This window comes from Candidatus Weimeria sp. HCP3S3_B5, from assembly GCF_052064335.1.
Taxonomy (GTDB): Bacteria; Bacillota; Clostridia; order Lachnospirales; family Lachnospiraceae; genus Weimeria.
This window is the reverse complement of sequence record NZ_JBQHVU010000001.1, coordinates 230,729-256,651: the sequence shown is the minus strand read 5'-3', so window position 1 is coordinate 256,651 and position 25,923 is coordinate 230,729. Positions and strand designations below refer to the sequence as shown.

25 protein-coding genes, 1 tRNA gene and 1 rRNA gene are annotated in these 25,923 nt (G+C 45.6%); 23 read left to right on the top strand and 4 right to left on the bottom strand.

Annotation, left to right across the window (positions count from 1 at the left end; genetic code table 11):
• From ACTNCK_RS01250 to ACTNCK_RS01210, 9 genes are all read left to right on the top strand, one after another.
• Positions 1–113, top strand: a 23S ribosomal RNA gene (locus ACTNCK_RS01250); the annotation flags it as partial.
• 356 nt (positions 114–469) lie between these two features.
• A tRNA-Trp gene (locus ACTNCK_RS01245) sits at positions 470–542 on the top strand.
• Between the two features lie 66 nt (positions 543–608).
• Entirely contained in the window at positions 609–1,508 is a 900-nt protein-coding gene (locus ACTNCK_RS01240) for a YitT family protein (RefSeq protein WP_441080501.1), read from the top strand.
• An 85-nt stretch (positions 1,509–1,593) separates the two neighbouring features.
• Positions 1,594–2,109, top strand: a complete 516-nt coding sequence (locus ACTNCK_RS01235; RefSeq protein WP_441080499.1) for a Gx transporter family protein — start codon at positions 1,594–1,596, stop codon at positions 2,107–2,109.
• Entirely contained in the window at positions 2,106–2,492 is a 387-nt protein-coding gene (locus ACTNCK_RS01230) for a NusG domain II-containing protein (RefSeq protein ID WP_441080497.1), read from the top strand. The genes ACTNCK_RS01235 and ACTNCK_RS01230 overlap by 4 nt, the downstream gene beginning before the upstream one ends.
• Before the next feature lie 114 nt (positions 2,493–2,606).
• Positions 2,607–3,056 (top strand): divergent PAP2 family protein, encoded by a 450-nt coding sequence (locus ACTNCK_RS01225; protein WP_441080496.1) that lies wholly within the window; start codon positions 2,607–2,609, stop codon positions 3,054–3,056.
• 19 nt (positions 3,057–3,075) lie between these two features.
• Positions 3,076–4,011, top strand: a complete 936-nt coding sequence (locus ACTNCK_RS01220; protein ID WP_441080494.1) for a DMT family transporter — start codon at positions 3,076–3,078, stop codon at positions 4,009–4,011.
• Positions 3,989–4,495, top strand: a complete 507-nt coding sequence (locus tag ACTNCK_RS01215) for a hypothetical protein (protein ID WP_441080493.1) — start codon at positions 3,989–3,991, stop codon at positions 4,493–4,495. Before ACTNCK_RS01220 ends, ACTNCK_RS01215 begins: the two co-directional genes overlap by 23 nt.
• On the top strand, positions 4,495–5,163 hold the full coding sequence (locus ACTNCK_RS01210; RefSeq protein ID WP_441080491.1) for an energy-coupled thiamine transporter ThiT: 669 nt from the start codon (positions 4,495–4,497) through the stop codon (positions 5,161–5,163). Before ACTNCK_RS01215 ends, ACTNCK_RS01210 begins: the two co-directional genes overlap by 1 nt.
• 6 nt (positions 5,164–5,169) lie before the next feature.
• On the opposite strand, the gene proB is transcribed toward ACTNCK_RS01210, so the two are convergent.
• Together proB and ACTNCK_RS01200 are read right to left on the bottom strand one after the other, a co-directional pair.
• Complete coding sequence (gene proB / locus ACTNCK_RS01205; RefSeq protein WP_441080489.1) at positions 5,170–5,967, bottom strand: glutamate 5-kinase; 798 nt, start codon at positions 5,965–5,967, stop codon at positions 5,170–5,172.
• A complete protein-coding gene (locus ACTNCK_RS01200; RefSeq protein ID WP_441080487.1) occupies positions 5,957–6,430 on the bottom strand; it encodes a MarR family transcriptional regulator in 474 nt (157 codons plus the stop codon). The genes proB and ACTNCK_RS01200 overlap by 11 nt, the downstream gene beginning before the upstream one ends.
• 197 nt (positions 6,431–6,627) lie before the next feature.
• On the opposite strand from ACTNCK_RS01200, the gene ACTNCK_RS01195 reads away from it, so the two are divergent.
• The 13 genes from ACTNCK_RS01195 to ACTNCK_RS01135 all read left to right on the top strand — a co-directional run bounded on the left by ACTNCK_RS01195 (position 6,628) and on the right by ACTNCK_RS01135 (position 23,120).
• Positions 6,628–6,855: an acyl carrier protein gene (locus ACTNCK_RS01195; RefSeq protein ID WP_441080485.1), complete on the top strand. Its 228-nt coding sequence runs from the start codon at positions 6,628–6,630 to the stop codon at positions 6,853–6,855.
• Positions 6,855–7,664 carry an acetyl-CoA carboxylase carboxyltransferase subunit beta gene (locus ACTNCK_RS01190; protein WP_441080483.1) on the top strand — a complete coding sequence of 270 codons (810 nt, stop codon included), beginning with the start codon at positions 6,855–6,857 and terminating at the stop codon, positions 7,662–7,664. The genes ACTNCK_RS01195 and ACTNCK_RS01190 overlap by 1 nt, the downstream gene beginning before the upstream one ends.
• Entirely contained in the window at positions 7,654–8,607 is a 954-nt protein-coding gene (locus ACTNCK_RS01185) for an acetyl-CoA carboxylase carboxyltransferase subunit alpha (RefSeq protein WP_441080482.1), read from the top strand. The genes ACTNCK_RS01190 and ACTNCK_RS01185 overlap by 11 nt, the downstream gene beginning before the upstream one ends.
• Before the next feature lie 2 nt (positions 8,608–8,609).
• Positions 8,610–9,551 (top strand): beta-ketoacyl-ACP synthase III, encoded by a 942-nt coding sequence (locus tag ACTNCK_RS01180; protein ID WP_441080481.1) that lies wholly within the window; start codon positions 8,610–8,612, stop codon positions 9,549–9,551.
• Positions 9,552–9,567: 16 nt separating this feature from the next.
• Positions 9,568–10,476: a nitronate monooxygenase gene (locus tag ACTNCK_RS01175; RefSeq protein ID WP_441080479.1), complete on the top strand. Its 909-nt coding sequence runs from the start codon at positions 9,568–9,570 to the stop codon at positions 10,474–10,476.
• Positions 10,473–11,405, top strand: coding sequence for an ACP S-malonyltransferase (locus ACTNCK_RS01170; RefSeq protein ID WP_441080477.1), 933 nt, complete (start codon positions 10,473–10,475; stop codon positions 11,403–11,405). The genes ACTNCK_RS01175 and ACTNCK_RS01170 overlap by 4 nt, the downstream gene beginning before the upstream one ends.
• Entirely contained in the window at positions 11,402–12,118 is a 717-nt protein-coding gene (gene fabG / locus ACTNCK_RS01165; RefSeq protein WP_441080475.1) for a 3-oxoacyl-[acyl-carrier-protein] reductase, read from the top strand. The genes ACTNCK_RS01170 and fabG overlap by 4 nt, the downstream gene beginning before the upstream one ends.
• Before the next feature lie 7 nt (positions 12,119–12,125).
• On the top strand, positions 12,126–13,379 hold the full coding sequence (fabF, locus tag ACTNCK_RS01160; RefSeq protein WP_441080474.1) for a beta-ketoacyl-ACP synthase II: 1,254 nt from the start codon (positions 12,126–12,128) through the stop codon (positions 13,377–13,379).
• Between the two features lie 20 nt (positions 13,380–13,399).
• Positions 13,400–13,855, top strand: a complete 456-nt coding sequence (fabZ, locus tag ACTNCK_RS01155; RefSeq protein WP_441080472.1) for a 3-hydroxyacyl-ACP dehydratase FabZ — start codon at positions 13,400–13,402, stop codon at positions 13,853–13,855.
• A gap of 108 nt (positions 13,856–13,963) precedes the next feature.
• A complete protein-coding gene (locus ACTNCK_RS01150) occupies positions 13,964–17,761 on the top strand; it encodes a phosphoribosylformylglycinamidine synthase (protein WP_441080470.1) in 3,798 nt (1,265 codons plus the stop codon).
• Between the two features lie 43 nt (positions 17,762–17,804).
• On the top strand, positions 17,805–18,875 hold the full coding sequence (locus ACTNCK_RS01145) for a carbamoyl phosphate synthase small subunit (RefSeq protein WP_441080468.1): 1,071 nt from the start codon (positions 17,805–17,807) through the stop codon (positions 18,873–18,875).
• The gene (carB, locus tag ACTNCK_RS01140; RefSeq protein ID WP_441080466.1) at positions 18,875–22,087 is read left to right on the top strand and encodes a carbamoyl-phosphate synthase large subunit; all 3,213 of its coding nucleotides are present in this window, start codon (positions 18,875–18,877) and stop codon (positions 22,085–22,087) included. The genes ACTNCK_RS01145 and carB overlap by 1 nt, the downstream gene beginning before the upstream one ends.
• A 1-nt stretch (position 22,088) precedes the next feature.
• Positions 22,089–23,120 (top strand): acyltransferase, encoded by a 1,032-nt coding sequence (locus tag ACTNCK_RS01135; protein ID WP_441080464.1) that lies wholly within the window; start codon positions 22,089–22,091, stop codon positions 23,118–23,120.
• Between the two features lie 78 nt (positions 23,121–23,198).
• On the opposite strand, the gene ACTNCK_RS01130 is transcribed toward ACTNCK_RS01135, so the two are convergent.
• Together ACTNCK_RS01130 and ACTNCK_RS01125 are read right to left on the bottom strand one after the other, a co-directional pair.
• Entirely contained in the window at positions 23,199–23,744 is a 546-nt protein-coding gene (locus ACTNCK_RS01130; protein WP_441080462.1) for an NADH peroxidase, read from the bottom strand.
• Positions 23,745–23,817: 73 nt separating this feature from the next.
• On the bottom strand, positions 23,818–24,198 hold the full coding sequence (locus ACTNCK_RS01125; protein WP_441080460.1) for a Fur family transcriptional regulator: 381 nt from the start codon (positions 24,196–24,198) through the stop codon (positions 23,818–23,820).
• 499 nt (positions 24,199–24,697) lie between these two features.
• Between ACTNCK_RS01125 and ACTNCK_RS01120 the strand changes: the two genes are divergently transcribed.
• The gene (locus ACTNCK_RS01120) at positions 24,698–25,915 is read left to right on the top strand and encodes an iron-containing alcohol dehydrogenase (protein WP_441080458.1); all 1,218 of its coding nucleotides are present in this window, start codon (positions 24,698–24,700) and stop codon (positions 25,913–25,915) included.
• The last annotated feature ends 8 nt before the right edge of the window (positions 25,916–25,923 follow it).

The window sequence follows — 25,923 nt, the reverse complement described above, 5'->3', positions numbered from 1 at the left end:
CCCGTCCATTAAGGACATAAGATCCCTTGTAGACGACGAGGTAGATAGGGCAGAGGTGTAAGCATGGCAACATGTTCAGCTGACTGTCACTAATAGATCGAAGGCTTGATCTAGCCATGAGCACTTAGACGGTGCAAGCGAAAGCGCAGCAGCGTCTTACGTGCGAGGCATGCACCACTCTTAATGAGCACGAGCGTAAGCGAAGTGCGAATTTAGAAGTGGGGCAAAAGCTTCGAGATGAGAGCGAGTCAAAGACGAAGCTCGAATCCGAAGCGAGATCGTTCTTTGAGATTAGCGAGCACGAGTCAAAGACGAAGTGTGAGCTTAGCGAAAAGAACTTCCTTAGAAAGCATACTTGTAAGTAAGCACGAGCGTAAGCGAAGTGCGAATTTAGAAGTGGGGCGAAGGATTATTCTGTATGAAGTTTTGAAGGTACTTGTTTACAAGCAGGAGTTAGGAATCAGAATCTAGAGGTATAGTTCAGTTGGTAGAACGTTGGTCTCCAAAACCAAATGTCGAGGGTTCAAGTCCTTCTGCCTCTGTAATAGAGCTTGTGGCTTATGTCACAGGCTCTTACTTTATTTTCAGGGTTTTTAGAGAATGAATATATGAGAGAAGTATTCGGAAGTGATTTTTTTAAGACCAGGTATCTGAAAAAGCATATCAGGGATTTTTTCATAATTCTACTGGGTTCTACTCTGATCTCGCTTGCTGTCAAATATGTTCTGGACCCTTCCGGACTTGATACAGGCGGAGTCAGTGGTCTGGCTATTGTTATAAAAAAACTCAGTAGGCTTTATCTTAACAGACCAATCCCCCTATGGCTTTCAAATCTTTTATTAAATACACCTATTTTTTTAATAGCATTAAAGGTAGACGGGATTAAGAGCATAATAAGAACCGGGCTGGGATTTTCTTTAATGACGCTTGAGCTTGCCCTTATGCCTGAGTATTCTCTTATATCGGATAATCTTTTTCTGACAAGTCTCTATGGAGGCGTGCTTTTCGGCCTTGGAACCGGTATTCTGCTGCTGGCCAGGTCAACTACCGGCGGGACTGATATGCTGGGCAACTCCCTGTCCCATATATTCCGTCATATTCCTGTAGGTATGCTTATCCAATTTCTTGATGGCAGTATAGTCCTTGTCGGCCTGCTTGCCTTCAGCGTGGAGAATACTCTTTATGCCTTTCTTTCAGTATATGTGATGGGAAAGGTAATAGATAAGGTTGTGGATAATGGTAAGAAGGCAAAGATAGCTCTTATTATTTCAAGGGAATGTGATGCCATATCAAAGGATATCCTTATAGATATGGACAGGGGTGTTACAAGCCTGTCCGGAGTTGGAGAATATTCCAGGAAGCCAAGGAAGATCATATGCTGCGTATGTTCAAAAAAAGATGTACCACAGATCAAGGATATAGTAAGGGAGCATGACAGGCGGGCCTTCTTTATAGTAGGAAATGTTTCGGAGGCGATGGGTGAGGGCTTTATAGAGCACTGGACCTGATACGAAAGGAGGAAGGCACTGGTGTCAACTACCCACCGCCTAAAGGCAGTGGGTTTGTGCCTATGACAAAGGAAGGGATTTATTTATGAAAAGATCATCACATATAGCTTCTCTTGGAGTTTTTCTTTCTCTTGCGATGATAGCAGGCTATATAGAAACCCTTATTCCGATAAACTTTGGAATACCAGGAATGAAGCTTGGGCTTGCTAATATGGTCACAGTTATACTGATGTATCTTTTTTCACCGTCTGAGGCCTTTCTTATCCTGGTGATAAGGATCCTGCTTTCAGGTTTTCTTTTCGGTAACGGCATGTCCTTTTTATATTCCCTTTCAGGCGGTATTTTAAGTTTTATAGTGATGTATCTTTTCTTCAGGACAGGTAAGGCCAGGATGATATCGCTTTCTGTTATAGGTGCCATTTCTCATAATGCAGGTCAGCTTATCTGTGCCTGCATTTTTGTAAGCAATATGGATATACTTTTTTATATGCCGATACTTGCCGTATCTGGAATTATAACGGGACTTATTACAGGATCCCTTAGTGCGGCGGTACACAGAAGGCTTAAAAAAGGCAGATTTTCGGATAAGGAAGACAGATGAACGAGGATAGCTATATTACAAAAAAGGGAGCCATAGCCATAGCTATAATTCTTATAGCACTGATTATCTTCTCATTTATCTTTTACAGGACAAGAAGGACAGGCAATTATGCGGTGATCTTTCATTACGGAAAAGAGACAGGTAGCTATCCGCTAGGCCTTAACAGGGAGATAAGGATAAAGGATAAGAAGGGACGGCTTACTAATATAGTCTGTATAAAAAACGGATATGTATATATGAAGGAGGCCAACTGTCCGGATAAGATCTGTATCCATCAGGGAAAGAAATCAAAGGTTTCTGAGACCATAACCTGTCTTCCTAATAGGGTTGTAGTCGAAGTAAAGGGCAGGGAGACGGGAAGTCTTGACACCATGACACACTGAAGATCATATGGACATGACAAGGTTTAGCAGATTCCTGCCTATCTTTTTATTGAAAAAATGCTTTTTTACAAGTAGAATATAAAAGAATGTATAAAGGTATCAGAGGATAGAAATATGCAGGAAATAATAAGACAGATCATATCAAACAGAATTCTTATTTCGGGAGCCTGCGGCTGGCTTTCTGCTCAGGTCTTGAAGACCATTATCTTTGCGATAACCAACCACAGGATCGATATGAGCCGTCTTGTTGGTGACGGAGGAATGCCAAGCGGACACTCAGCTACTGTCACGGCTATAGCAGTATCCTGCGGTATAGAGCAGGGGTTTGACTCCCCTGTATTCGCTCTTGCCTGCTTTGTTGCGATAATAGTCATGCATGACGCAATGGGAGTCAGACTTGAGACAGGAAAGCAGTCCAGGGTGATCAATCATCTGGTAGAGATAGTTTATGCGAAGGACCTTTCACCGGAGGAGAAGCTGAAGGAATTTGTAGGACATACTCCTCTTCAGGTTTTCTTTGGATTCCTTCTGGGATTTTTGATAGCAGTAGTAATACATATATGACAAAAGGCAGATCTTATCTATGGAAAAAAAGAAAAATATACTGGTTAAGGAAATAATCCATACCCTGATACTTTTTCTGGCTGCGCTTATCTGGGGACTGGCATTTCCTTTTCAGAGCATAGGAGCCAGATACCTGGACGGCTGGTCATTTCTGTCGATCCGAAGTATAATGTCGGTAATAGTCATGCTGCCATTTGTCATAATAATCGATAGGAGAAAAACTAATGGGGAAAAGGATATAAAGACAGATTTACTTGCTGGAGCCCTTTGCGGAGGCTTTCTATGTCTTGCAAGCGCATGCCAGCAGATAGGGATAAAATATACGACTGCAGCCAAGAGCGGCTTCATCACAGCCCTCTATGTTATCTTTGTCCCTATAATCTCTCTTATCATCTTTCGAAAAAAACAGCCGCTTAGGCTATGGGTCAGTGTGGCTTTATGTCTGCTTGGCTTATATCTGCTCTGCGCAAGGGGAGGGCTTAAGGGCTTTTCGGCAGGAGATATCCTTACTCTTGCCTGTGCAGTCCTTTTCGCCGGACAGATCCTTACTGTTTCTTTCTTTGTAAAAAAAGTCGGTGCAGTAAGACTTACCTTCCTGCAGTTCGCGGTCTGTGCCATTATTTCTACAGCTGTAATGGTCATTTTCTCTGGGCCATCGATCGGTCAGATATATAAGGCGCTTCCGGCCCTTATCTATGTCGGCGTGATGTCAAGCGCTGTTGGCTATTCGCTTCAGGCCATAGGGCAGAAGGGGCTTAATCCAGCAGTTGCATCACTTGCAATGTGTATGGAAAGCGTCTTTTCACTGATAGGAGGGATCTTTATTCTGGGGCAGCTGCCATCTGTTAGGGAGACCTGCGGCTGCATTCTCATGTTTGTAGCAATAGTGATCGCAGAGGTAGGTTTCCCGCTGCCGCGAAAGGAGAGGAAAAATGGATCAGGAAAAACTGACTGAGCTAAGAAAAAAGAAGATAAGAAACGCCATAAAGAGAAGGGCCTTCTCTGACTGGATGGAAATAGTTACAGAGGTCCTTGAGCTTACAGTAGCAGTGATAGTACTTATAGGCTTTATAATAAATGTCATTCCATTTGTAAGGGATATGCCTTCGCTTCTTGATAATCAGAATGATTATACCTTCCATGTCTTTTTAGAGCATGCCTTTAATCTGGTCATAGGTATAGAGTTTATCAGGATGCTTATAAGACATACCCCTGGAAGTGCGCTCGATGTCCTGCTTTTTTCCATAGCAAGGCATATGGTACTTGATGGAGGCAATGGACTTGAGCTTCTCTTAGGTGTGGCTTCGATCGCAGGAATCTTTGCGGTCAGGAAATGGATTTATGTCAGGTCATTTGACGGAAGTCCCACATGCGGAGGATATCAGTGGATTCATCCCATATCAGAAAGCTATGACGATGATAATAGAAAGGAGAAATAATGTCAGCCTTATTAGTGAAACGTGATGGATATTATGTGCCGGGAATAGTAGGATATATGATGATAGCAGCTTTTATTATTATGATCCTGCTTTTTGGAGCGGCCGTATCAGGAAATGAAAAAAAGCTAAGTTCCAAACAGATAGCCTTTTCAGGCGTTGCCATAGCTCTTGCGACAGTGGCCTCGATGATAAAGCTTTTCCAGTTCCCTATGGGAGGAGCAATGACTCTGTTTTCAATGCTTTTCATCTCACTTGTCGGATACTGGTACGGGGCCAGGGCAGGAATAACCTCGGCCGTGGCCTATGGTCTCGTTCAGTTGATACTTGAGCCTTATATAATAAATCCGCTACAGCCTATCGTCGATTATGTGCTTGCCTTCGGAGCATTAGGACTCTCAGGTATCTTTTCTGATTCAAAAAATGGACTTGTAAAGGGATATATAGTCGGAGTTGTGGGAAGATATTTCTTTGCCTTTCTTTCAGGACTTTTATTCTTTGGTACATATGCAGCAAGCTATGGCTTTAAGGGATTTTTCGGACCTGCACTTTATTCACTTGCCTATAATGGAATCTATCTGGGTGCAGAGGCAGCACTGACTCTTGCTCTTCTTTCAATAAAGCCTGTAAGAAAAGCCATGGCCCGTGTAAAGACCATGGCTACAGCCTGATTTATTTTATTTTCTTACTCCCTTGAAAAGCGTACCGACCTTACGTCCGGAGACCACGTTATAGAGAGCGTCAGGATGGGCGCCATTTGTTACTATAGTGCTGATGCCCTGTGCGGTGGCAAGCTGGGCGGCCTCAAGCTTGGTGCGCATGCCTCCGGTGCCGCGTCTTGAGCCGGCGCCTCCTGCCAGCTCAAATGTATCATCAGTAATCTGATCGATCCTGTCTATAAGCTTTGCATCTGAATAGAGTCTTGGATCCTTGTCAAAGAAGCCGTCAATGTCTGAGAATATCACAAGCTTGCCGGCCTTGCAGAGGATGGCGACTATGGCAGACAGCTTGTCATTGTCACTGAACAGATGCTCCTTGGAATCTATCTCTGTATAGCTTACCGAGTCGTTTTCATTTACAATAGGTATTATTCCCATCTCAAGAAGGGTGTTTATGGTATTGGACAGATTCTCCTTCTTCTCCTCGTTTTCTATATCGTCGGTATTGAAGAGAATCTGGGCAACCTCCTGATTGTATTCACTGAAGAATTTATCATACCAGAACATATTGCTGCACTGACCTACGGCAGCACAGGCCTGCTTGTATCTTAGCTCAGTCGGCTTCTCCTTCAGATGAAGCTTGCTTGCACCTACAGCTATGGCGCCTGATGAAACAAGCACTATATCATAGCCCATATTATGCACATCTGAGAGCACCAGGGCTAAGCTGTCAAAAGCCTTTAGATTAGGGTTTCCCAGCTCATTAGTAAGGGATGAGGTACCCACCTTTACTACGATCCTTTTTTTATTTAGCATTTTTTTTCTTTTCCAATCCTGTAAATTTCACATCGTTCATTAGTTCCTTGTCGATCATATCGAGAGTCTCTGTGAACTTCTCGAACTCCTCAGGAGACAGGCGGGTTTTTATCCTGTCAGCTATTACCTTTATATAGGCCTCATTGATTCGGTTATACTTCAGATACTTGGTGGTAGGCTCTAAGAAGTAGGTACGCAGGTCCTCCCTGCTCTGGATCTTCTTCAGATATCCCTTCTTGATAAGGCTTGATACCCTGTATGCGGCATTCGATGTAGAGATATTCATAGCGGCGGCAAACTGGGCCACGGTAGGGTGGTCAAGCGTCGTGATAGCCTCCATACTGAAGGTCTCTACTGTGGTCAGCGTAGCCTCCCTTTTCTCAAAATGAGAGTAGACCTGCATATAGAAATGAAGTCTGAGCTTGCTGTAAACGTTATGAAGCACTTCTGTTAAATCCAACATAATTTCCTCACTTACTTTTACTTGTTTTTATCATTCTAGCATTCTTTAGTTAAAATTACAAAAGAAATTTTTTCTTGACATACAATAAATTATAGTATATATTAAAACTGTTTTAGTCAAGTATAATTTAGCTAATCATTATTTAGCTATACCTGACTTAGCTAAAAAGAATTGATACAGTCTGAAAGGAGATAAAAATGGATTTCGAGAAGTTACAGGAGATTATCGCAGACGAGCTTGATGTAGACAAGGAAGAGGTAAAGCCAGAGGCAAAACTTATTGATGACCTTGGTGCAGACTCACTTTCTATTGTTGAGCTTCAGATGACCATCGAGGATGAGAGCGGAGTCAAGATCCCTGAGGAGGACGTACAGAAGCTTGTTACGGTTCAGGATATCTTTGACGAGATCAAAAAGGCAGAATAATGGATATAGAAACAGATCCTTTCATAATGTGCAAGGGCTGTCACAGAAGATCGAGAAAGAGCCAGTGGGAGAGCCACTACTATACCTGTCCGGTTTGCGGAAAGCTCAAGAATATTTCTGCACCATACAGGCTTTCTATCATTCTTGACAGCGGAAGCATGAAGGTAGCAAATACGGGGATTTCATCGGATGATCCGCTTGATTTCCCTGGATACAGGGGAAAGCTTAAGGAGGCAGAGGAAAAGACCGGCCTTAAGGAGACAGCTGTTACAGCAGTTGGCAAGATTTCAGGAGTGAAGTCTGTTGTGATAGTCTTAGACAGCAGATTCTTCATGGGCTCTATGAGTCAGGCCTGTGGTGAGAAGATCACAAGGGCCATAGAATATGCAGGAAGACACAAGCTTCCGCTTATAATTTTCTCGGCATCTGGTGGTGCCAGGATGCAGGAGGGTATGTTCTCTCTCTGGCAGATGGCAAAGACTGCCGATGCAGTAGAGCAGTTCTCAAGAGACGGAGGCCTTTACATAAGCGTGCTTACCCATCCTACTACAGGCGGGGTTACTGCATCCTTTGCGACGCTTGGTGATATCACATTAGCAGAGCCAGGGGCACTTATAGGCTTTGCAGGCCCCAGGGTCATAGAGCAGACTATTGGAAAGAAGCTTCCAAAAGGGTTTCAGAGAGCTGAGTATCTTTATGAGCATGGCTTTATAGACGCGATTGTTCCAAGAGATGAGCTTAAGGCCACTATCACAAGGATCCTGATGCTTCATGGGTTTAAGACAGCAGGAGGGTCGAATGGTAGATAAGATTCTGGAGCTTGTTTCAAAGACCGATCAGCAGATAGCCGAGGCCAAGCAGGCTCTTACCGAGCTGAACGGAGATGCAGTAGGGCAGGAATACTATGACAAGCAGGATGAGCTAAGACACCTTGAGGGCCTTAGAAGTGATCTTCTCGAGCAGTGCAGGGATCTTGAGCCTGAGGATCATGTTTATATAGCAAGATTTTCAGGCAGACCTCATATTACTGACTTTATCGATGCCCTTTTTACAGATTTCTTTGAAATAAGAGGCGATCATCTCTATGATAATGATGAGGCCATCTACGGCGGTATAGCCTTATATCACGGGATGCCTGTTACGGTATTAGGCCACAGGAAGGGAAAGAACCTCGAGGAAAACATGAGATGCCGTTTCGGTATGCCTTCTCCGGAAGGATACAGGAAGGCCATGAGGATGTTTAGTGAGGCAGAGAAATTCAACCGACCTGTAATCACATTTATAGATACACCTGGAGCGTATCCGGGTATGGAGGCAGAGGCTCATGGACAGGGAGAGGCTATAGCCAGATCACTGGCCATGATGAGCCATCTGAAGGTCCCGGTGATTTCTGTAGTCACAGGAGAGGGCAATTCAGGAGGAGCTCTGGCTCTTTCTGTTGCAAACCGTCTCCTTATGCTTGAGTATGCAGTATACTCAGTGCTTTCACCAGAGGGCTTCTGCTCTATCCTCTTCAAGGATACGTCCAGAAAGAAGGAGGCCTGCTCACTTATGCATCTGACGGCAGACGATATGTATAAGGACAAGATGGCAGACGAGATAATAGCTGAGCCTGCAGGCGGAGCATCATCTGATCCGGTAAGCGTATATGATGCGCTTGACAAGGCGATCGAAAGGAATTTAAAGGAGCTTGTCAGGATGTCTCCAAGGGAGCTTGTTGCCGACAGACATCGTAAGTTCAGAAAAATATGATTATGAAATCAGTTCAGATAATATCCACAGGTCTATCTCTTCCTTCAAGGGCTGTCACAAACGATGATCTGGCTGCCATTGAAGATACGAACGACGAATGGATAGTCAAAAGAACAGGCATCAGGGAGAGGCGCTTTACCGAGGGAAAAGAGAGCGCCAACTCCCTTGCTTTACGGGCAGCAGAAAGGGCACTAAAGAAGTCCGGGATAGACAGGAAGAAGATCGGTCTTGTTATAGTAGCCACGCTTTCAGGAGATTATTCCACTCCGTCTGTTGCTTCCCAGCTGCAGCAAGCCTTAGGGCTCGATAAGGATATCCCTTATTTTGATATTAATGCAGCCTGTTCAGGCTTTCCCTACGCTATAGAGACCGCCAGATCATTTCTGTATGCAAATCCGGAAAGACCCTATGCTCTTGTCACAGGTGTCGAGGAGCTTTCAAAGCTTCTTGATATGACTGACAGATCTACGAATATACTGTTTGGTGACGGAGCCGGAGCCGTTGTGATAAGGCTTGTCGAAGGAAGCTATGCATCAGTTTTAGGAGCCCAAAGCTCACTAGCCATAAACTGCATGGGAGCCAAGTCAGACAGCTCATATATAAGGATGGACGGTAAGGAGGTATTCAGATTCGCAGTAAGGATACTTCCCCATATGATAAACACGACTCTTGAAAAGGCAGGAATGACCTGCGATCAGATAGACTGGTTCGTCTGTCACCAGGCCAACAAGAGGATAATCGATCACGTTGTAAGGGCCATGAAGCTTCCCGGAGAAAAATTCTACTGTAATATAGACAGGATAGGAAATACCTCAGGAGCCTCTATCCCTATCTGCATAGCAGAGATGGAGGAGAAGGGACTTTTGCATAGCGGCGAGAAACTGCTTCTCTTAGGATTTGGAAGCGGACTTACCTGGGGGAGCTGCATAGTTAGTTATAGATAAGCGCAGAAAGGGCATTATGGATTTAAGAGATCTTACGGGGACAGAGTTCCCGCTTATTCAGGGCGGAATGGCAAATATAGCAGATGGAAGCTTTGCAGCCGCCGTATCAAACGCCGGAGGACTGGGACTTATTGCCTCAGGAGGATTCAGCGCTGACCGTATCAGAGAGGAAATCAGTATAGCGAAGGAAAAAACAGATAAGCCATTCGGAGTGAATCTGATGCTTATGCATCCACAGATCGAGGAAATTGCTGATATTGTTATTAAGACAGGCGTCAGGTTCGTTACGACCGGAGCAGGAAATCCTGGAAGATTCATGAAAAAATGGAAGGAAGCAGGGATAAAGGTCTTCCCTGTTGTGGCTTCATCTACTCTTGCTATCCTGATGGAGCGTGATGGAGCTGATGCAGTGATAGCCGAGGGATGCGAAAGCGGAGGACATATAGGAGAGATGACTACTATGACTCTGGTGCCTCAGGTCTGCGACGCAGTAAATATCCCTGTTATAGCAGCAGGCGGTATAGGAGACCACAGACAGTTTAAGGCAGCAATGGATCTCGGTGCCTGCGGAGTACAGGTGGGTACGGCTCTTTTATGCTCAGAGGAGTGTCCTATCCATCCAGCTTACAAGGAGGCCATAGTAAAGGCAAAAGGCACTGATGCAGTAGTCACAGGACGCATAGGCGGAGCCCCTGTAAGAGTACTTAAGAACAGGATGACAAGGGAGTACATAAAGAGCGAGAAGGCAGGAGCTTCCTTGGAGGAGCTTGAAAAGTTTACACTTGGGAGCTTAAGAAGAGCAGTTTTTGACGGAGATACAAAGACCGGAAGCCTGATGGCAGGACAGACAGCAGGACAGGTGAAGGCTATAAGACCTTTAAGGGAAATAATCGAGGATATTTGCACAGGGAGGCAGAAGAATTGAAGAGAGCTTTTTTATATGCCGGACAGGGAGCACAGAAGACAGGAATGGGAAAGGATCTCTATCAGACCTACCCGGCCTTTAAGGCTGTCTATGATCTGGCAGATTCGATAAAGCCAGGACTTTGTGATGTGATCTTTAACAACGAGAATGAGGCGCTTACAGATACAGAGAATACCCAGCCGGCTCTTAGTGCATTTGCCACTGGCATCACAAAGATCCTTGAGGAAAAGGAGATATTCCCTGAGGCGGTTCTTGGACTTTCTCTTGGAGAATACTCGGCTCTTATGGGAGCAGGAGTGTTTTCTCCTGAGGCAGTCCTTAAAGCAACCTCATTTCGCGGAAGGAAAATGAAGGAGGCCGGAGCCGGCGGTGACTGGGGAATGTCAGCCATAGTAGGGATGGATAAGGATTCTATAGAAAAGGCTGCCTCGGAGGCTGGCTGCTATCCGACCAATTTCAACTGTCCCGGACAGGTCGTTATCTCAGGAAAGAGGGAAAGCGTAGATAAGGCCGGCCAGCTTCTAAAGGAAGCCGGAGCAAAAAGAGTGATACCGCTTATGGTCAGCGGACCCTTCCATACTCCATATATGAAGCCGGCCGGAGATGCCCTTAAGGAATTCCTTCCTGGCATCGAGATGGCTCCGGCAAGATGCAGGGTCATTTTTAATGCTACAGGAGATGATGGAGAGGTCACTCCTCTTGTCAATCAGAAGGATAAGATAATAGATCTTATGGTACGTCAGGTAAAAAGCCCTGTTCTTATGGAAAAGAGCCTCTGCCTTCTTCTATCTGAGGGCTTTGACGAATTCATAGAGATAGGTCCTGGAAAGACACTGAGCGGATTTGTGAAAAAATGCGCAAAGGCAATGGACATAAAGGATATCAGTATAAAGAGCTTGAATACCGTGGAGGATATAGAAGACTTATGAGTACAGCCCTGATCACAGGAGCAAGCGGTGGTATTGGACAGGCCATCGCAGAGGAATTTGCGAAAAGAGGATACAGGCTTGTCCTTCACTGTCATAAAAATACAGACAGACTGGAGGAGATTGCATCATCCCTTATGGAAAAAGGATATGAGACTCCTCTTATAGTAGCAGGAGACCTAAGCGAAGCCGAAACGGCTGAGCGAATAGCAAAGGAAGCAGGTCAGGTGGATGTGCTTATAAACAATGCCGGAATTACAAGAGATGGCCTTCTTATCTCCATGAAGGAGAAGGACTTCGATGATGTGATAGCATCCGACTTGAAGAGCGTCTATCTGATGTCAAAGGCCTGCATCCGTCCTATGATAAAGAAAAGATACGGCAGGATCATAAATATCACCAGTGTAAGCGGTATATACGGGAATGCCGGACAGGCCAACTATGCGGCGGCAAAGGCCGGTATCATAGGTTTTTCCAAGTCGCTTGCCAAGGAAGTCGCATCGAGAAACATAACGGTAAACTGTATTGCTCCAGGCATGGTAGATACAGAGATGACAAGGGCTATAAGTGACTTAGCAAAGGAAAAACTCCTGGAACAGATCCCGATGAAAAGGATGGCATCTCCATGCGAGATAGCATATATCGCGGCTATGCTTGCAGACGAGAGGGCTTCATATATTACAGGCGCCGTGATCGAAGTAAACGGCGGAATGTGAGGATTGGATGGATAGAAGAAGAGTTGTTGTAACCGGACTTGGAACAGTCAATCCCTGTGGCCTTTCGGTCAGGGAAAGCTTTGACAATATAAAGGCAGGAAGGGTAGGGATAGCTCCTATAAGTGCCTTTCAGATAGAGGATTTTTCTATAAAGCTTGCCGGACAGGTAAAGGGATTCGATCCTCTAAAGTATATGGCAAAAAAGGATTCGCGTCATATGGACCGCTTCACCCAGTTTGCCATTGCAGCAGCCACAGAGGCACTGACTGAGGCAGGACTTGTCAGTGAGGATGGAAAGCTTATTGGCGAAGTTAATGCAAAGAGATTCGGAACAGATATCTCCTGCGGTATAGGTGGACTTCCGACTATAGAGGATCAGCATATAAGGGGCATGGAGAAGGGCTTTGAAAGAGTTTCTCCATTCTTTATCCCTATGTCCATATCAAATATGGCAGCAGGCCAGACAGCTATCAGATTCGGACTTAAGGGAATGGCTACCTGCCCTGTTACTGCCTGTGCAGGCGGGACCAATGCGATTGGTGACAGCTTCCATATGATAAGGGATGGTTATCAGGATCTGATGCTTGCCGGAGGAACAGAGAGCTGTATTACCCCTCTTGCTGTAGGAGGATTCTCCAATATGGGAGCCCTTACAAAGTCAGATGACCCATCACATGCTTCAACGCCGTTTGATGTAAATAGGAGCGGCTTCGTAATAGGTGAGGGCTGCGGACTTATAGTCCTTGAGGAATATGAGCATGCAAAAAGAAGAGGCGCCCATATCATCTGTGAGATAAAGGGATACGGAGCAAACTGCGACGCATATCATATCACATCTCCTGATCCTTCGGCTGAGGGAGCTTCTGATGTGTTTACGCTTGCGGTAAATGATGCAGGAATGAAGACAGACGATATTGATTATATCAATGCTCATGGTACATCTACCCATATAAATGACGCAGTTGAGACAAAGGCCATCCACATGGCTTTTGGCGATCATGCAAAGGATATGAAGATATCGTCCACAAAGTCTATGACAGGTCATCTGCTTGGCGGAGCCGGTGGCGTTGAGGCTGTTTTTCTGGCAAAGACAATAGAGGAGGGCTTCATCCCGCCTACTGCAAATCTAAGGGAGGCTGACCCTGAGTGTGATCTCGACTATGTCCCTTGCAGGGGAGTAAACGCAGATGTAAAGGCAGGAATAAGCGATTCCTTAGGCTTTGGCGGCCATAATGCAGCCATACTTATGACTAAGATCTGATGTCTTTTGAGGTGGAAAGATTGACTAAAATAGAAGTAAGAGAAAATCCAAATATACTTACCTGTGATGATATAGAAAGGATCCTTCCCCACAGGCAGCCCATGCTTATGATCGACCGTATAGTCGACTATGAGCCGCTTAAATGGGCTGTAGGTGAGAAGCTTATGAGCAGGAATGACCCGGTATTCGCAGGACATTTCCCGGCCTATCCGGTTTTTCCGGGGGTGCTCTCACTAGAGGCTATAGCCCAGTGCGGAGCATGTGCACTCCTCACCTCACCTGACTTCAAGGGTAAGATGCCTATGTTTGGATCGGTAAAGAACGCCAGATTCAAGTCCCAGGTGCGTCCGGGCGATGTCCTTACCATAAAGACAGTCCTTACCAATATGAAGGCAAATGTAGGACTTGCAGAGGGAGCGGCATATGTTGGCGACCGTCTCGCAGTAAAATGCAGCTTTTCTTTTGTGATCGTATAGGAATTTGCAAAAAGGGTTTTTATTATCCTTCCTTTTGTGATATAATCAGACGGATGTAGATTTTTACATCTGTTGGCTGTTGTTTCCGTTTTCACGAAAGGAAAGACCATGGGAAAAGTTAGACGCGTATATGTAGAAAAAAAGCCTGATTTCGCAGTTGCTGCGAAGCAGCTTTCACACGAGTTACGCCATTTCGTCGGCATTGATGGTATTACCGGCGTAAGGGTTCTTGTTCGTTATGATGTTTCAGATCTTCCGGACAATGTATTTGAAAAAGCAGTCCGCACAGTATTCTCTGAGCCTCCTGTAGATTATGTTTACGAGGAGAGCTTCGATTATACCGGGCGGATTTTTTCTGTGGAATTCCTGCCTGGACAGTTTGACCAGAGAGCAGACTCAGCTGAGCAGTGCATGAAGCTCCTTGACGATCAGGCCAGTCCTATCATAAAGACAGCTACGACCTATGTTATCGAGGGAGAGATCTCTGATGACGATTTTGACCGGATCAAAAAGCATTGTGTAAATCCGGTTGATTCGAGGATAGCAGACGAGAGCAAGCCTGATAGTCTGGAGGACGATTTCAGTGAACCGGAGGATGTCGAGATCCTTGATGGATTCTGCGACGAGAGCGATGGTGATTTCAGAAAGAGATATGATTCGCTTGGCCTTGCCATGACCTATAAGGATTTCCTTCATATAAGAGATTATTTCAGGGCAGATGAGCACAGGGACCCGTCTATTACAGAGATAAGGGTTCTTGATACATACTGGTCTGATCACTGCCGTCATACTACATTCTCGACAGAGCTTACAAGTATTGAGTTTGAGGACGGCTACTATAAGAAGCCTATGATGGATTCTTATCAGAAATACTGTGATAATTACAAGGTCCTTTACAGGGACAGGAACGATAAGTTTGTCTGCCTTATGGATCTTGCTACTATAGGCGCAAAGCTCCTTAAGAAAAAGGGACTATTAGACGACCAGGAGGAGTCGGACGAGATAAATGCCTGCTCCATAGTGATCCCTATAGAGGTGGATGGAAAGACAGAGGAGTGGCTTCTTAATTTCAAAAACGAGACCCATAACCATCCTACAGAAATAGAACCGTTCGGTGGTGCTGCGACCTGCCTTGGAGGCGCTATAAGAGATCCTCTCTCAGGAAGGACCTATGTATACCAGGCCATGAGGATCACAGGTGCAGCTGATCCGACAAGACCTGTAAGCGAGACCTTAGAGGGTAAGCTTCCTCAGAAAAAGCTTGTCCGTGAGGCTGCTCATGGCTACAGCTCATACGGAAACCAGATAGGACTTGCGACAGGATATGTAAAGGAAATATATCATCCTGATTATGTAGCAAAGAGGATGGAGATCGGGGCTGTGATAGCAGCTGCTCCAAGAAGAGCCGTAAGGAGACTTGACTCGGATCCGGGTGATAAGATAATCCTGCTCGGAGGCCGTACCGGACGTGACGGTATAGGCGGTGCCACAGGCTCGTCAAAGGCTCATAATACCAAATCTACGGCACTTTGCGGAGCTGAGGTCCAGAAGGGTAATCCACCTACAGAGAGAAAGCTTCAGAGGCTCTTCAGGCGTGAGGAGGTCGCTTATCTGATAAAGAAATGTAATGACTTCGGTGCCGGCGGTGTATCGGTTGCCATAGGAGAGCTTGCCAGAGGACTTAAGGTAAATCTCGATCTGGTTCCGAAGAAGTATGCAGGGCTTGATGGAACAGAGCTTGCTATTTCAGAGTCTCAGGAGAGGATGGCAGTCGTTGTTGCTCCGGCAGATGTTGACAAGTTCCTTTCATATGCTGCTGAGGAAAATCTCGAGGCGACTGTTGTAGCCGAGGTGACAGATGAAGCAAGGCTCCGTCTTGACTGGAGAGGAAAGACCATAGTTGATCTCTCAAGAGATTTCCTTGATACAAACGGAGCTCATCAGGAGACAGGGGTTGTCGTAGAGATACCTGATAAGGATAAGGATTATCTTGGGGACTATGCTCTGTCAAAGGTAAAGAAGGATATAGAGAAGGATGATTACAAGGCAGCCTGGCTAGATACCCTTTCAGACCTCAATGTATGCTCACAGAAGGGGCTTGTCGAGATGTTCGACGGTTCGATCGGAGCATCGTCTGTATTTATGCCTTTCGGTGGGAAGTATCAGCTGACAGAGACCCAGAGCATGGTAGCCAAGCTTCCTGTCGGAAATCATAAGTGCGATACTGTATCCATGATGGCATATGGCTTTGATCCTTATCTGTCCAAATGGAGTCCATATCACGGAGCCATTTATTCTATAACCGAGTCTATGGCAAAGATCGTTGCAGCAGGCGGCGATTTCAGAAAGATCCGCTTTACATTCCAGGAATACTTCAGGAGGATGAATGAGGATCCCAAGAGATGGAGCCAGCCTTTTGCAGCCCTTCTCGGAGCCTTTGAGGCACAGATGAGATATGGCCTTCCTTCGATCGGAGGAAAGGATTCCATGTCAGGTACCTTTAACGACATAGATGTTCCGCCGACCCTCTGCTCATTTGCAGTTGATACAGCAGATGTGCATGATATAATCACACCAGAGCTTAAAAAGGCAGGAGACAAGCTGGTTCTCTTCTGGATCTCAAAGGATCTCTATGATCTTCCTGAATATGACCAGGTAATGAGGCTCTATGATACTATCCATCAGCTAATAAAGGCAAAGGCTATAGTCTCAGCCTATGTGATAGATAATTACGGAGTAGCAGCTGCTGCCTCCAAGATGGCCTTCGGAAACGGATTTGGAGTAAAGCTTTCCATGACGTCTGAAAAGAATGCTTTCAGGGCTTATCCTTGCGCTATCCTGGCCGAGGTCCCACAATCAGCAATGGAGGCTGTTGATTCAGCTATGACAGACAACAGCCTGTCTGATTACTATGATACCGTAGGTGAGGTTACAGATGATAGGATGTTTACCATTGGAAGCATCTCCTTTGCAGCAAGCGAGGCCCTTCTAGCCTGGAAGGCTCCTCTCGAGGGCGTATTTGCGACAAGGGCGGATTCTTGTAAGACTCCTGTAGAATGCAGACTCTATGATGAGAAAAATATATATGTCTGCAAAAATAGGGTCGCAAAGCCGAATGTATTCATTCCGGTATTCCCTGGGACCAACTGTGAGTATGATTCAGCGAGGGCCTTCGAGCAGGCAGGAGCGACTACGAACACAGTAGTATTCAGAAACCAGAATGCAGAGGACATCAGATCTTCAGTCGATGATTTCGTAAATGGCATAAACAAGGCTCAGATAGTTATGTTCCCTGGCGGTTTCTCAGCAGGAGACGAGCCGGAGGGCAGTGCGAAGTTCTTTGCTACGGCTTTCAGAAATGAAAAGATAACCGAGGCCATCGAGGATCTGATCACAAAGAGAGATGGACTTGTCCTTGGTATCTGCAACGGATTCCAGGCTCTGATAAAGCTCGGCCTTGTGCCTTATGGAAAAGTAACGGAGCAGAAGCCTGACTCACCGACACTTACCTACAATACGATCGGACGCCATATCAGTAAGATCGCCTATACAAAGGTTGTATCCAACAAGAGCCCATGGCTTCGCCTGGCAGGCCTTGGAAGCGTCTATGGCATTCCTGCATCACACGGCGAGGGAAGATTCGTCGCAGACGAGAAATGGCTTGACAAGCTGTTCGCAAATGGACAGGTAGCAACCCAGTACGTTGACATAGACGGAAACTGCTCAATGGACGAAGAGTGGAATATCAACGGATCCTACCGTGCAGTAGAGGGAATCACAAGCGAGGATGGCCGTATCCTCGGAAAGATGTGCCACTGCGAGAGGATAGGAGACGGAGTGTCGAAGAATATCTACGGCAATCTGGATATGAAGGTCTTCGAGTCAGGAGTTAGCTACTTTAAGTGATTAGGATATAGGGGATAAATCCTCAAACAAAGAAAGGAAAAGAATGAAAGCATATCTTTACCTCGAAGACGGTACGGTTTTCACAGGTGAGAGCATTGGCTCTACAAGAGAGTCCATAAGCGAAGTCGTGTTCAACACTTCGATGACTGGGTATCTTGAGGTGCTTACCGATCCGTCATACGCAGGACAGGCTGTCACAATGACATATCCGCTGATCGGTAACTACGGTGTCACGGATGATGCAGAGTCAGGGCGCTCGTATGTAGGTGGATATATAGTAAGAGAGCTGGCAAGGGTTCCGAGCAATTTCCGCTGTAAGGGGAATCTCAATGATTTTCTTGTGGAGCAGGATATTCCTGGAATCCAGGGAATAGATACCAGAGGCCTTACGAAAAAGCTCAGGGATCAGGGAACTATGAATGGAATGATCTCTACTACGAAGTATGATGACCTCGGACCGATTCTTGAAAAGATAAAGGCCTACGAAGTCGGTGATGTAGTAAGTCAGGTGACCTGCAAAGAGAGAAAGCATCTGCCAGGAAAGGGCAAGAAGGTAGTTCTCCTTGATCTCGGAGCCAAGAGACATATCGGTGAGAGCTTAAATGAGCGTGGATGTGATGTGACAATAGTACCGGCATCTACTACAGCTGATGAGATCATTGCCATGGATCCGGACGGAATCATGCTTTCAAACGGTCCCGGAGATCCCAAGACCTGCACCGATATCATAAAGGAGATAAAGAAGCTTTATCAGACAGATATACCTATCTTTGCCATCTGTCTAGGACATCAGCTTATGGCTCTTGCGAATGGTATAGATACAAAGAAGCTTAAATATGGTCACCGCGGAGGCAATCATCCTGTAAAGGATGCAATGACAGGAAGAGTCTATATTTCTTCCCAGAACCATGGCTACGTCGTGGATACGGACGGACTTGATCCCCGTGTTGCGACTCCTTCGTTTACAAATGTAAATGACGGGACCAATGAGGGACTTATGTATACAGGAAAGAATATATACACGGTGCAGTTCCATCCGGAGGCCTGCCCGGGACCACAGGACAGCGCTTTTCTGTTTGACAGGTTTATAAGCATGATGGAAGGAGGACTGTAATGCCGCGCGACAAAAGCATAAAGAAGGTAATGGTGATAGGAAGCGGCCCGATAGTGATAGGTCAGGCTGCCGAGTTTGACTATGCCGGTACCCAGGCCTGCAGATCCCTGAAGGAGGAGGGCATTGAGGTCTGCCTTGTAAACTCAAACCCGGCGACTATCATGACTGATAAGGATATCGCTGATGAGGTCTATATAGAGCCTCTTACGATAAAGTCTCTTGAGACCATTATAAAAAAAGAAAAGCCGGATTCCATCCTTCCTACCCTTGGAGGGCAGGCCGGACTTAATCTGGGAATGGAGCTTGAGGAGAGCGGCTTTTTAAAGGAGCAGGGAGTACGTCTTATAGGTACTACAGCTCTTACAATAAAGAAGGCTGAGGACAGGCAGGAATTCAAGGACACAATGGAAAAGATAGGTGAGCCTGTTGCTGCCTCAAAGGTCGTTCACGATGTCGAGGCAGGTGTAAGGTTTACCAATACCATAGGCTATCCTGTGGTACTGCGTCCGGCCTATACTCTCGGTGGATCAGGCGGAGGAATAGCTCATGACGAAACTGAGCTTAGGGAGATCCTTGAGAACGGACTTCGCCTCTCTCGTGTCCATGAGGTTTTAGTAGAGCGCTGTATAGCAGGCTGGAAGGAAATAGAGTACGAGGTAATGCGTGACGGAGCAGGCAACTGCATAACTGTCTGCAACATGGAAAACATAGACCCGGTCGGAGTCCATACAGGAGACTCGATAGTGGTAGCTCCTTCACAGACTCTCTCTGATAAGGATTATCAGATGCTTCGTACCTCAGCTCTTAATATCATCACAGAGCTTGGTATCACAGGAGGCTGCAATGTACAGTATGCCTTAAACCCTGATTCGTTCGAGTACTGCGTCATTGAGGTGAATCCGCGAGTATCCCGCTCATCGGCCCTTGCATCCAAGGCTACAGGATATCCTATCGCAAAGGTTGCCGCAAAGATAGCTCTCGGATACAATCTCGATGAGATAAAGAACGCAATCACGAAGAAGACCTATGCTTCGTTTGAGCCTATGCTTGATTACTGCGTAGTCAAGATCCCTCGTCTTCCGTTTGATAAGTTCATCACGGCCAAGCGTACCCTTACAACCCAGATGAAGGCTACCGGTGAGGTGATGAGCATCTGTGACAATTTCTGCGGAGCTCTGATGAAGGCTATCAGGTCCTTAGAGCAGCATGTTGACTCGCTGATGAGCTATGATTTTTCCGACAGGACAGATGACGAGCTCTGGAAGGAAATGGAGATCGTAGACGACAGAAGGATCTACCGTATAGCAGAGGGCTGCCGCCGTAAATTTTCTCAGCGGAAAATGCATGAAGTCACGAAGATCGACCTCTGGTTTATTGACAGGATTTCCTATATCACAGAGATAGAGAAACGCCTTAAGAATGAAGACCTGACTCCTGAGCTTCTGCGTGAAGCAAAGAGGATAGAGTTCCCTGACTACATCATCGCTGCTCTCAATGGAAAGCTTTCAGAGGATGATGTAAAAAAGATGCGCTATGACAACGGCATAGTGGCTTCCTACAGGATGGTAGATACCTGCGCTGCAGAGTTCAAGGCCGAGACGCCGTATTACTACTCTGTTTACAGTGGCGGTGAGAATGAAGCCCTTGAGACATCCGGAAAGAAGAAGGTCTTAGTCTTAGGAAGCGGTCCTATCCGTATCGGACAGGGTATAGAGTTCGACTATTGTTCTGTACATGCGACCTGGGCCTTCGAGAAGGAGGGCTTCGAGACCATAATTATAAATAACAACCCTGAGACAGTATCCACCGATTTCGATATAGCTGACAAGCTCTATTTTGAGCCTCTTACTACTGAGGATGTAGAAAATATCGTCCGTCAGGAGAAGCCAGACGGGGCTGTTGTACAGTTCGGAGGACAGACAGCTATCAAGCTTACCCAGGATCTGATGAGAATGGGAGTAAAGATCTATGGTACTGATGCAAAGGATGTAGACAGGGCCGAGGATCGTGAGCTCTTCGACGAGGTCTTACAGAAGACAGGCATTCCAAGAGCAGCAGGCGGCACTGTATTTACCGCCGAAGAGGCCAAGAAGGTCGCCAACAGACTCGGTTACCCGGTACTCGTCCGTCCTTCATATGTGCTTGGTGGTCAGGGAATGCAGATAGCATTCAATGATGAAGAGATAGAGGAATTCATCGGTATCATAAACCGTATCGCTCAGGAGCATCCTATACTTGTGGACAAGTATCTGCAGGGCAAGGAGGTAGAAGTCGATGCTGTATGCGATGGAACCGATATACTTATCCCTGGTATCATGGAGCATATAGAACGTACCGGAATACATTCAGGTGATTCTATCTCGGTTTATCCGGCTCCGACTATAGGGGACGATGTTAAGAAAAAGATTGAGGAAGCCACGATAAAGCTTGCCAGGGAGCTTCATGTAATAGGACTTATAAATATCCAGTTCATAGATATGGACGGAGAGGTCTATGTGATAGAGGTCAACCCTCGTTCATCTCGTACAGTTCCTTACATCAGTAAGGTCACGGGAATCCCTATCGTAGACCTCGCCGCAAAGGTGATGTGCGGACATACCCTGCGTGAGATGGGCTATGAGCCGGGTCTTGCAAAGGAAGCCGATTATGTGGCGATAAAGATGCCTGTCTTCTCATTTGAGAAGCTGCGTGGTGCAGAGATCTCACTCGGACCTGAGATGAAGAGTACAGGTGAGTGTCTTGGAATAGCTCCGACCTTTAACGAGGCACTCTACAAGGCCTTCGCCGGAGCAGGAGTGGATCTGCCTAAGTACAAGCAGATGATAATGACTGTAAACGACAAGGATAAGCCAGAGGCTGTATCGGTTGCAAAGCGCTTCAAGGCACTTGGATACAAGATATACGCGACCAGATCAACGGCGAAGTACTTGAATGAGCACGGTGTCGAGGCTCTCTGGGTTAACAAGATCAACCAGGAGTCGCCTAATGTGATGGACCTGATCCTGGGACATAAGATCGACCTCGTGATAGATACACCTACCGAGGGTCATGGTGACAAGACCCGTGACGGTTTCCTGATCAGAAGAAATGCTATCGAGACAGGAGTTTACTGTATCACAGCAATGGATACCGCAAATGCTCTGGCACACGCACTGGAAAGCGAGCCTGATAAGGTAACACCAATAGATATAGCAAAGGTCGACAGACGTTAGTATGAATAAAAACAATTTTCATCTGGGGTGGTTCAGTAAGTATAGAAATGAGTTATTCGGCCTTTCTATGCTTGAGCTTATATTTTTTCATTATACAGAAAATATAAGTAATGCGATAAATGATGGGATTCTGGATCCGGACTCGACTCCTATAGTAAGTTTTCTTAATAACTTTCATGATTATATTGGAAGTATCGGAGTCGAGATCTTTGTGATCCTGTCAGGAATGGGACTTTTTTACTCTTTTGAAAAGAATCATAATCTTGGATACTTTTACAAGAGAAGATTACGCAGGGTTGTGATTCCTTACCTGATAGTAGCAGTTCCTTTCTGGGTTATAAGTGATAATGCCTTCCGGGCTGATGGCGCTATTGAGACAATAAAAGATATCTCCTTTTATACTTTTTTCTCTGATGGAACCAATACACTATGGTTTATAGGATTTATCACAGCCATGTATCTTGTCTTCCCGGTTGTCTATGCTCTTGTGGGAAAAAGAGGTACGCACGATGTCAGTAATATGTGTATCCTTATTGCAATCCTTGATGTGACCATGATCCTGATCAGAAAATATTTCCCTGAGATCGAAGAAAACATAAGCATTGCATATGGCCGTGCTCCTGACTTTGTTATCGGGGTATTCCTTGGAAAGTATATTCAGGATGATAAAGAAATCAGACCCTTTAATGCAGCAATTGTATCTGTTATATTTATACTGATCGGTATAATATCAAAAGTCTATTTTGAACTTGCTACATTCGAAAGGATTTTTACCCCTCTGTTTGCATTAGGAGTCGTGATAGTGGCTGTATCTTTATTGCAGCTGATCAGGCGGAGTTCTGTTTCTATGAGATTTCTTCGTCTTGTAGGAAAATATTCGCTTGAGATTTATATGTGTCATATTGTCATAAGGAAGCTAATGACTGATAAAGATATACCGCTATATATACCATATGTGTTTATTATGATGATAGCTGCAGCAGTTATGATGTCATGGCTGTTAAAACGGCTGGATAATGCGATTCCGTCATAACTGAATCAGGATTATAATAAAAGCTGAGTGGAATTGAATTTCCGCCCAGCTCTTTTATTTTATTGAAATGTATTTGGATTACTTTCCAAAATATCTCTTCAGAAGGCCTTCAAATGCCTTGCCGTGTCTTGCCTCATCACGAGCCATCTCATGAACGGTGTCATGGATTGCGTCGAGATTTAATGCCTTGGCGCGCTTAGCCAGATCAGTCTTTCCAGCTGTAGCACCGTTCTCAGCCTCGACTCTTACACGGAGATTCTGCTCTGTAGAAGGAGAAACTACCTCACCGAGAAGCTCTGCAAACTTTGCAGCATGCTCAGCCTCTTCATGAGCAGCCTTCTCATAGTAAAGACCGATCTCAGGATATCCCTCGCGGAAAGCAGCACGGCTCATAGCAAGATACATACCAACCTCTGAGCACTCACCCTCGAAGTTCGCACGGAGATCAGCCTTGATGTCATCAGGAACATCCTTAGCGACTCCGATAACATGCTCACTTGCCCATGTCATCTCGCCTTCCTGCTTAATAAACTTCTCAGCTGGTGCCTTGCAGACAGGACACTGCTTTGGCGGCTCCTCGCCCTCATAAACATATCCGCATACGCTACATACCCATTTTGCCATAATAGTTACCTCCTAAAAATAAAATACACACTATTGCAATCTATATCAAAACTCCCGGATGGGAGAGAAGATATCAGGCACTTCTGTCTGTGAGCTTTCTGGAACATTCATCACAGATCCCCTGGATTATCACATTGCTTACGGAAGAAAGCGGAATGTCAAGAACTGAAAAAGCATCCGTATCAAGTGGATGATCCCAGATCATACCGCAGCACTTACAGCATACGTGGATATGGGGATGATTGTTGCCGTCAAAATGCTCCTTCCCGTTCTGGGAAAAGGAGATGATCTGATCCTCATCACAGAGCTCCTTCAGATTACGGTAGACAGTACCAAGACTGATACCCGGTATCTGTTTCCGAACTGATTCATAGACCATTTCGGCTGTGGGGTGATCTGTTCTTGTTGCCAGATCCTCAAGGATCAGGGCTCGTCGTTTTGAAAACCTTTTCATATCAGATAGCTCCTTAACAGTAATAATTCTTATTACGATTTATATTATACACTTTCTTTTCCGTTTGTCAAGGACTTATGAAAAAAAATCTGAGTTAATGTTCAGACTACATGTTGGCCTAAATCAATTGCCGGCCTATGTCATGGGGAGGTTTGAGGTGTGAGGTCTGAGGTGTGAGGTCTAAGGTATCCTGGAGGATTAACGGCCAAAAATCCTGGCACCGTTACTGTTCAGATCACATGTTGAGATGGCCACAGGACTTTTTGATTGCCATTATCTGACTCCTTTCAATACTTTCTCGGATTATTATGTTTATAATGATCTGAAATCTGGGTGATAAAATGATGTGTAAACAGTAAAATTCCTGGCTGAAAGCAGCAAAAATGCCTAGTGGATTTTCCTTGTAATTTATGATAGAATCGAACTGAAAGGAAAGGGTTGCTTAACGGCAAGGCAGCAGGAGCCTGCTGCGTTTTTAGTGTGTATAAGGAGGAAACTTATGCAGAGATTTACAAACCCAAGAGACATTTATCATGGAAATGGAGCCCTGGAGGCTCTTAAGCTTCTTGAAGGAAAGAGAGCTATAATCTGCGTCGGCGGAGGCTCTATGAAGAGATTCGGCTTCCTTCAGAAGGCAGAGGATTATCTCCATCAGGCTGGAATGGAGACAAGACTTATAGAGGGGATAGAATCAGACCCTTCTGTTGACACTGTAATGAAGGGTGCCGCTATTATGGAGGAGTTTCAGCCAGACTGGATAGTTGCTATCGGTGGAGGAAGCCCTATCGATGCAGCCAAGGCCATGTGGATAAAGTACGAGTATCCGGATACCACCTTCGAGGATATGTGCAAGGTGTTCGGACTCCCGAAGCTTCGCCGCAAGGCAAGGTTCTGTGCTGTATCATCCACCTCGGGTACAGCGACAGAGGTTACAGCATTTTCTATAATCACAGATTACGAGAAGGGTATCAAGTATCCTATAGCTGATTTTGAGATCACTCCGGATGTAGCTATAGTTGACCCTGAGCTTGCACATACAATGCCTAAGAAGCTTGTGGCTCACACAGGAATGGATGCACTCACTCATGCTATTGAGGCATATGTAAGTACAGCAGCAAGCGACTTTACCGATGCTCCAGCTATCCATGCCATAGAGCTTATCCAGGCAAATCTTATCGATTCATATAATGAGGATATGACAGCAAGAGATACCATGCATTCGGCACAGTGTCTTGCAGGTATTGCATTCTCGTCAGGACTCTTAGGAATCGTTCATTCGCTTGCACACAAGACTGGAGCTGCCTTTGCTGACCAGGGAGCCCATATCATCCATGGAGCAGCTAATGCCATGTATCTGCCAAAGGTCATAGCCTTCAATGCAAGGGATAAGAGAGCTAAGGAGAGATATGGCCAGATCGCTGACTATATGCATATCGACGGAGCAAATGATGATGAAAAGATAGAGGGTATCATCAGGTATCTGCGCGGTATGAATGATCAGATGAATATTCCTCACTGCATAAAGAATTATGGCCCGGACAGCTATCCTGTTGAGCAGGGCTTCGTACCTGAGGATATCTTCCTTGAAAGGGTACATGATATTGCGGCAAACGCCATCCTTGACGCCTGCACAGGCTCAAATCCACGTACTCCTTCACAGGAGGAGATGGAGAAGGTCTTAAAGGCCTGCTACTATGATACAGATATAGATTTCTGATAAAAGGC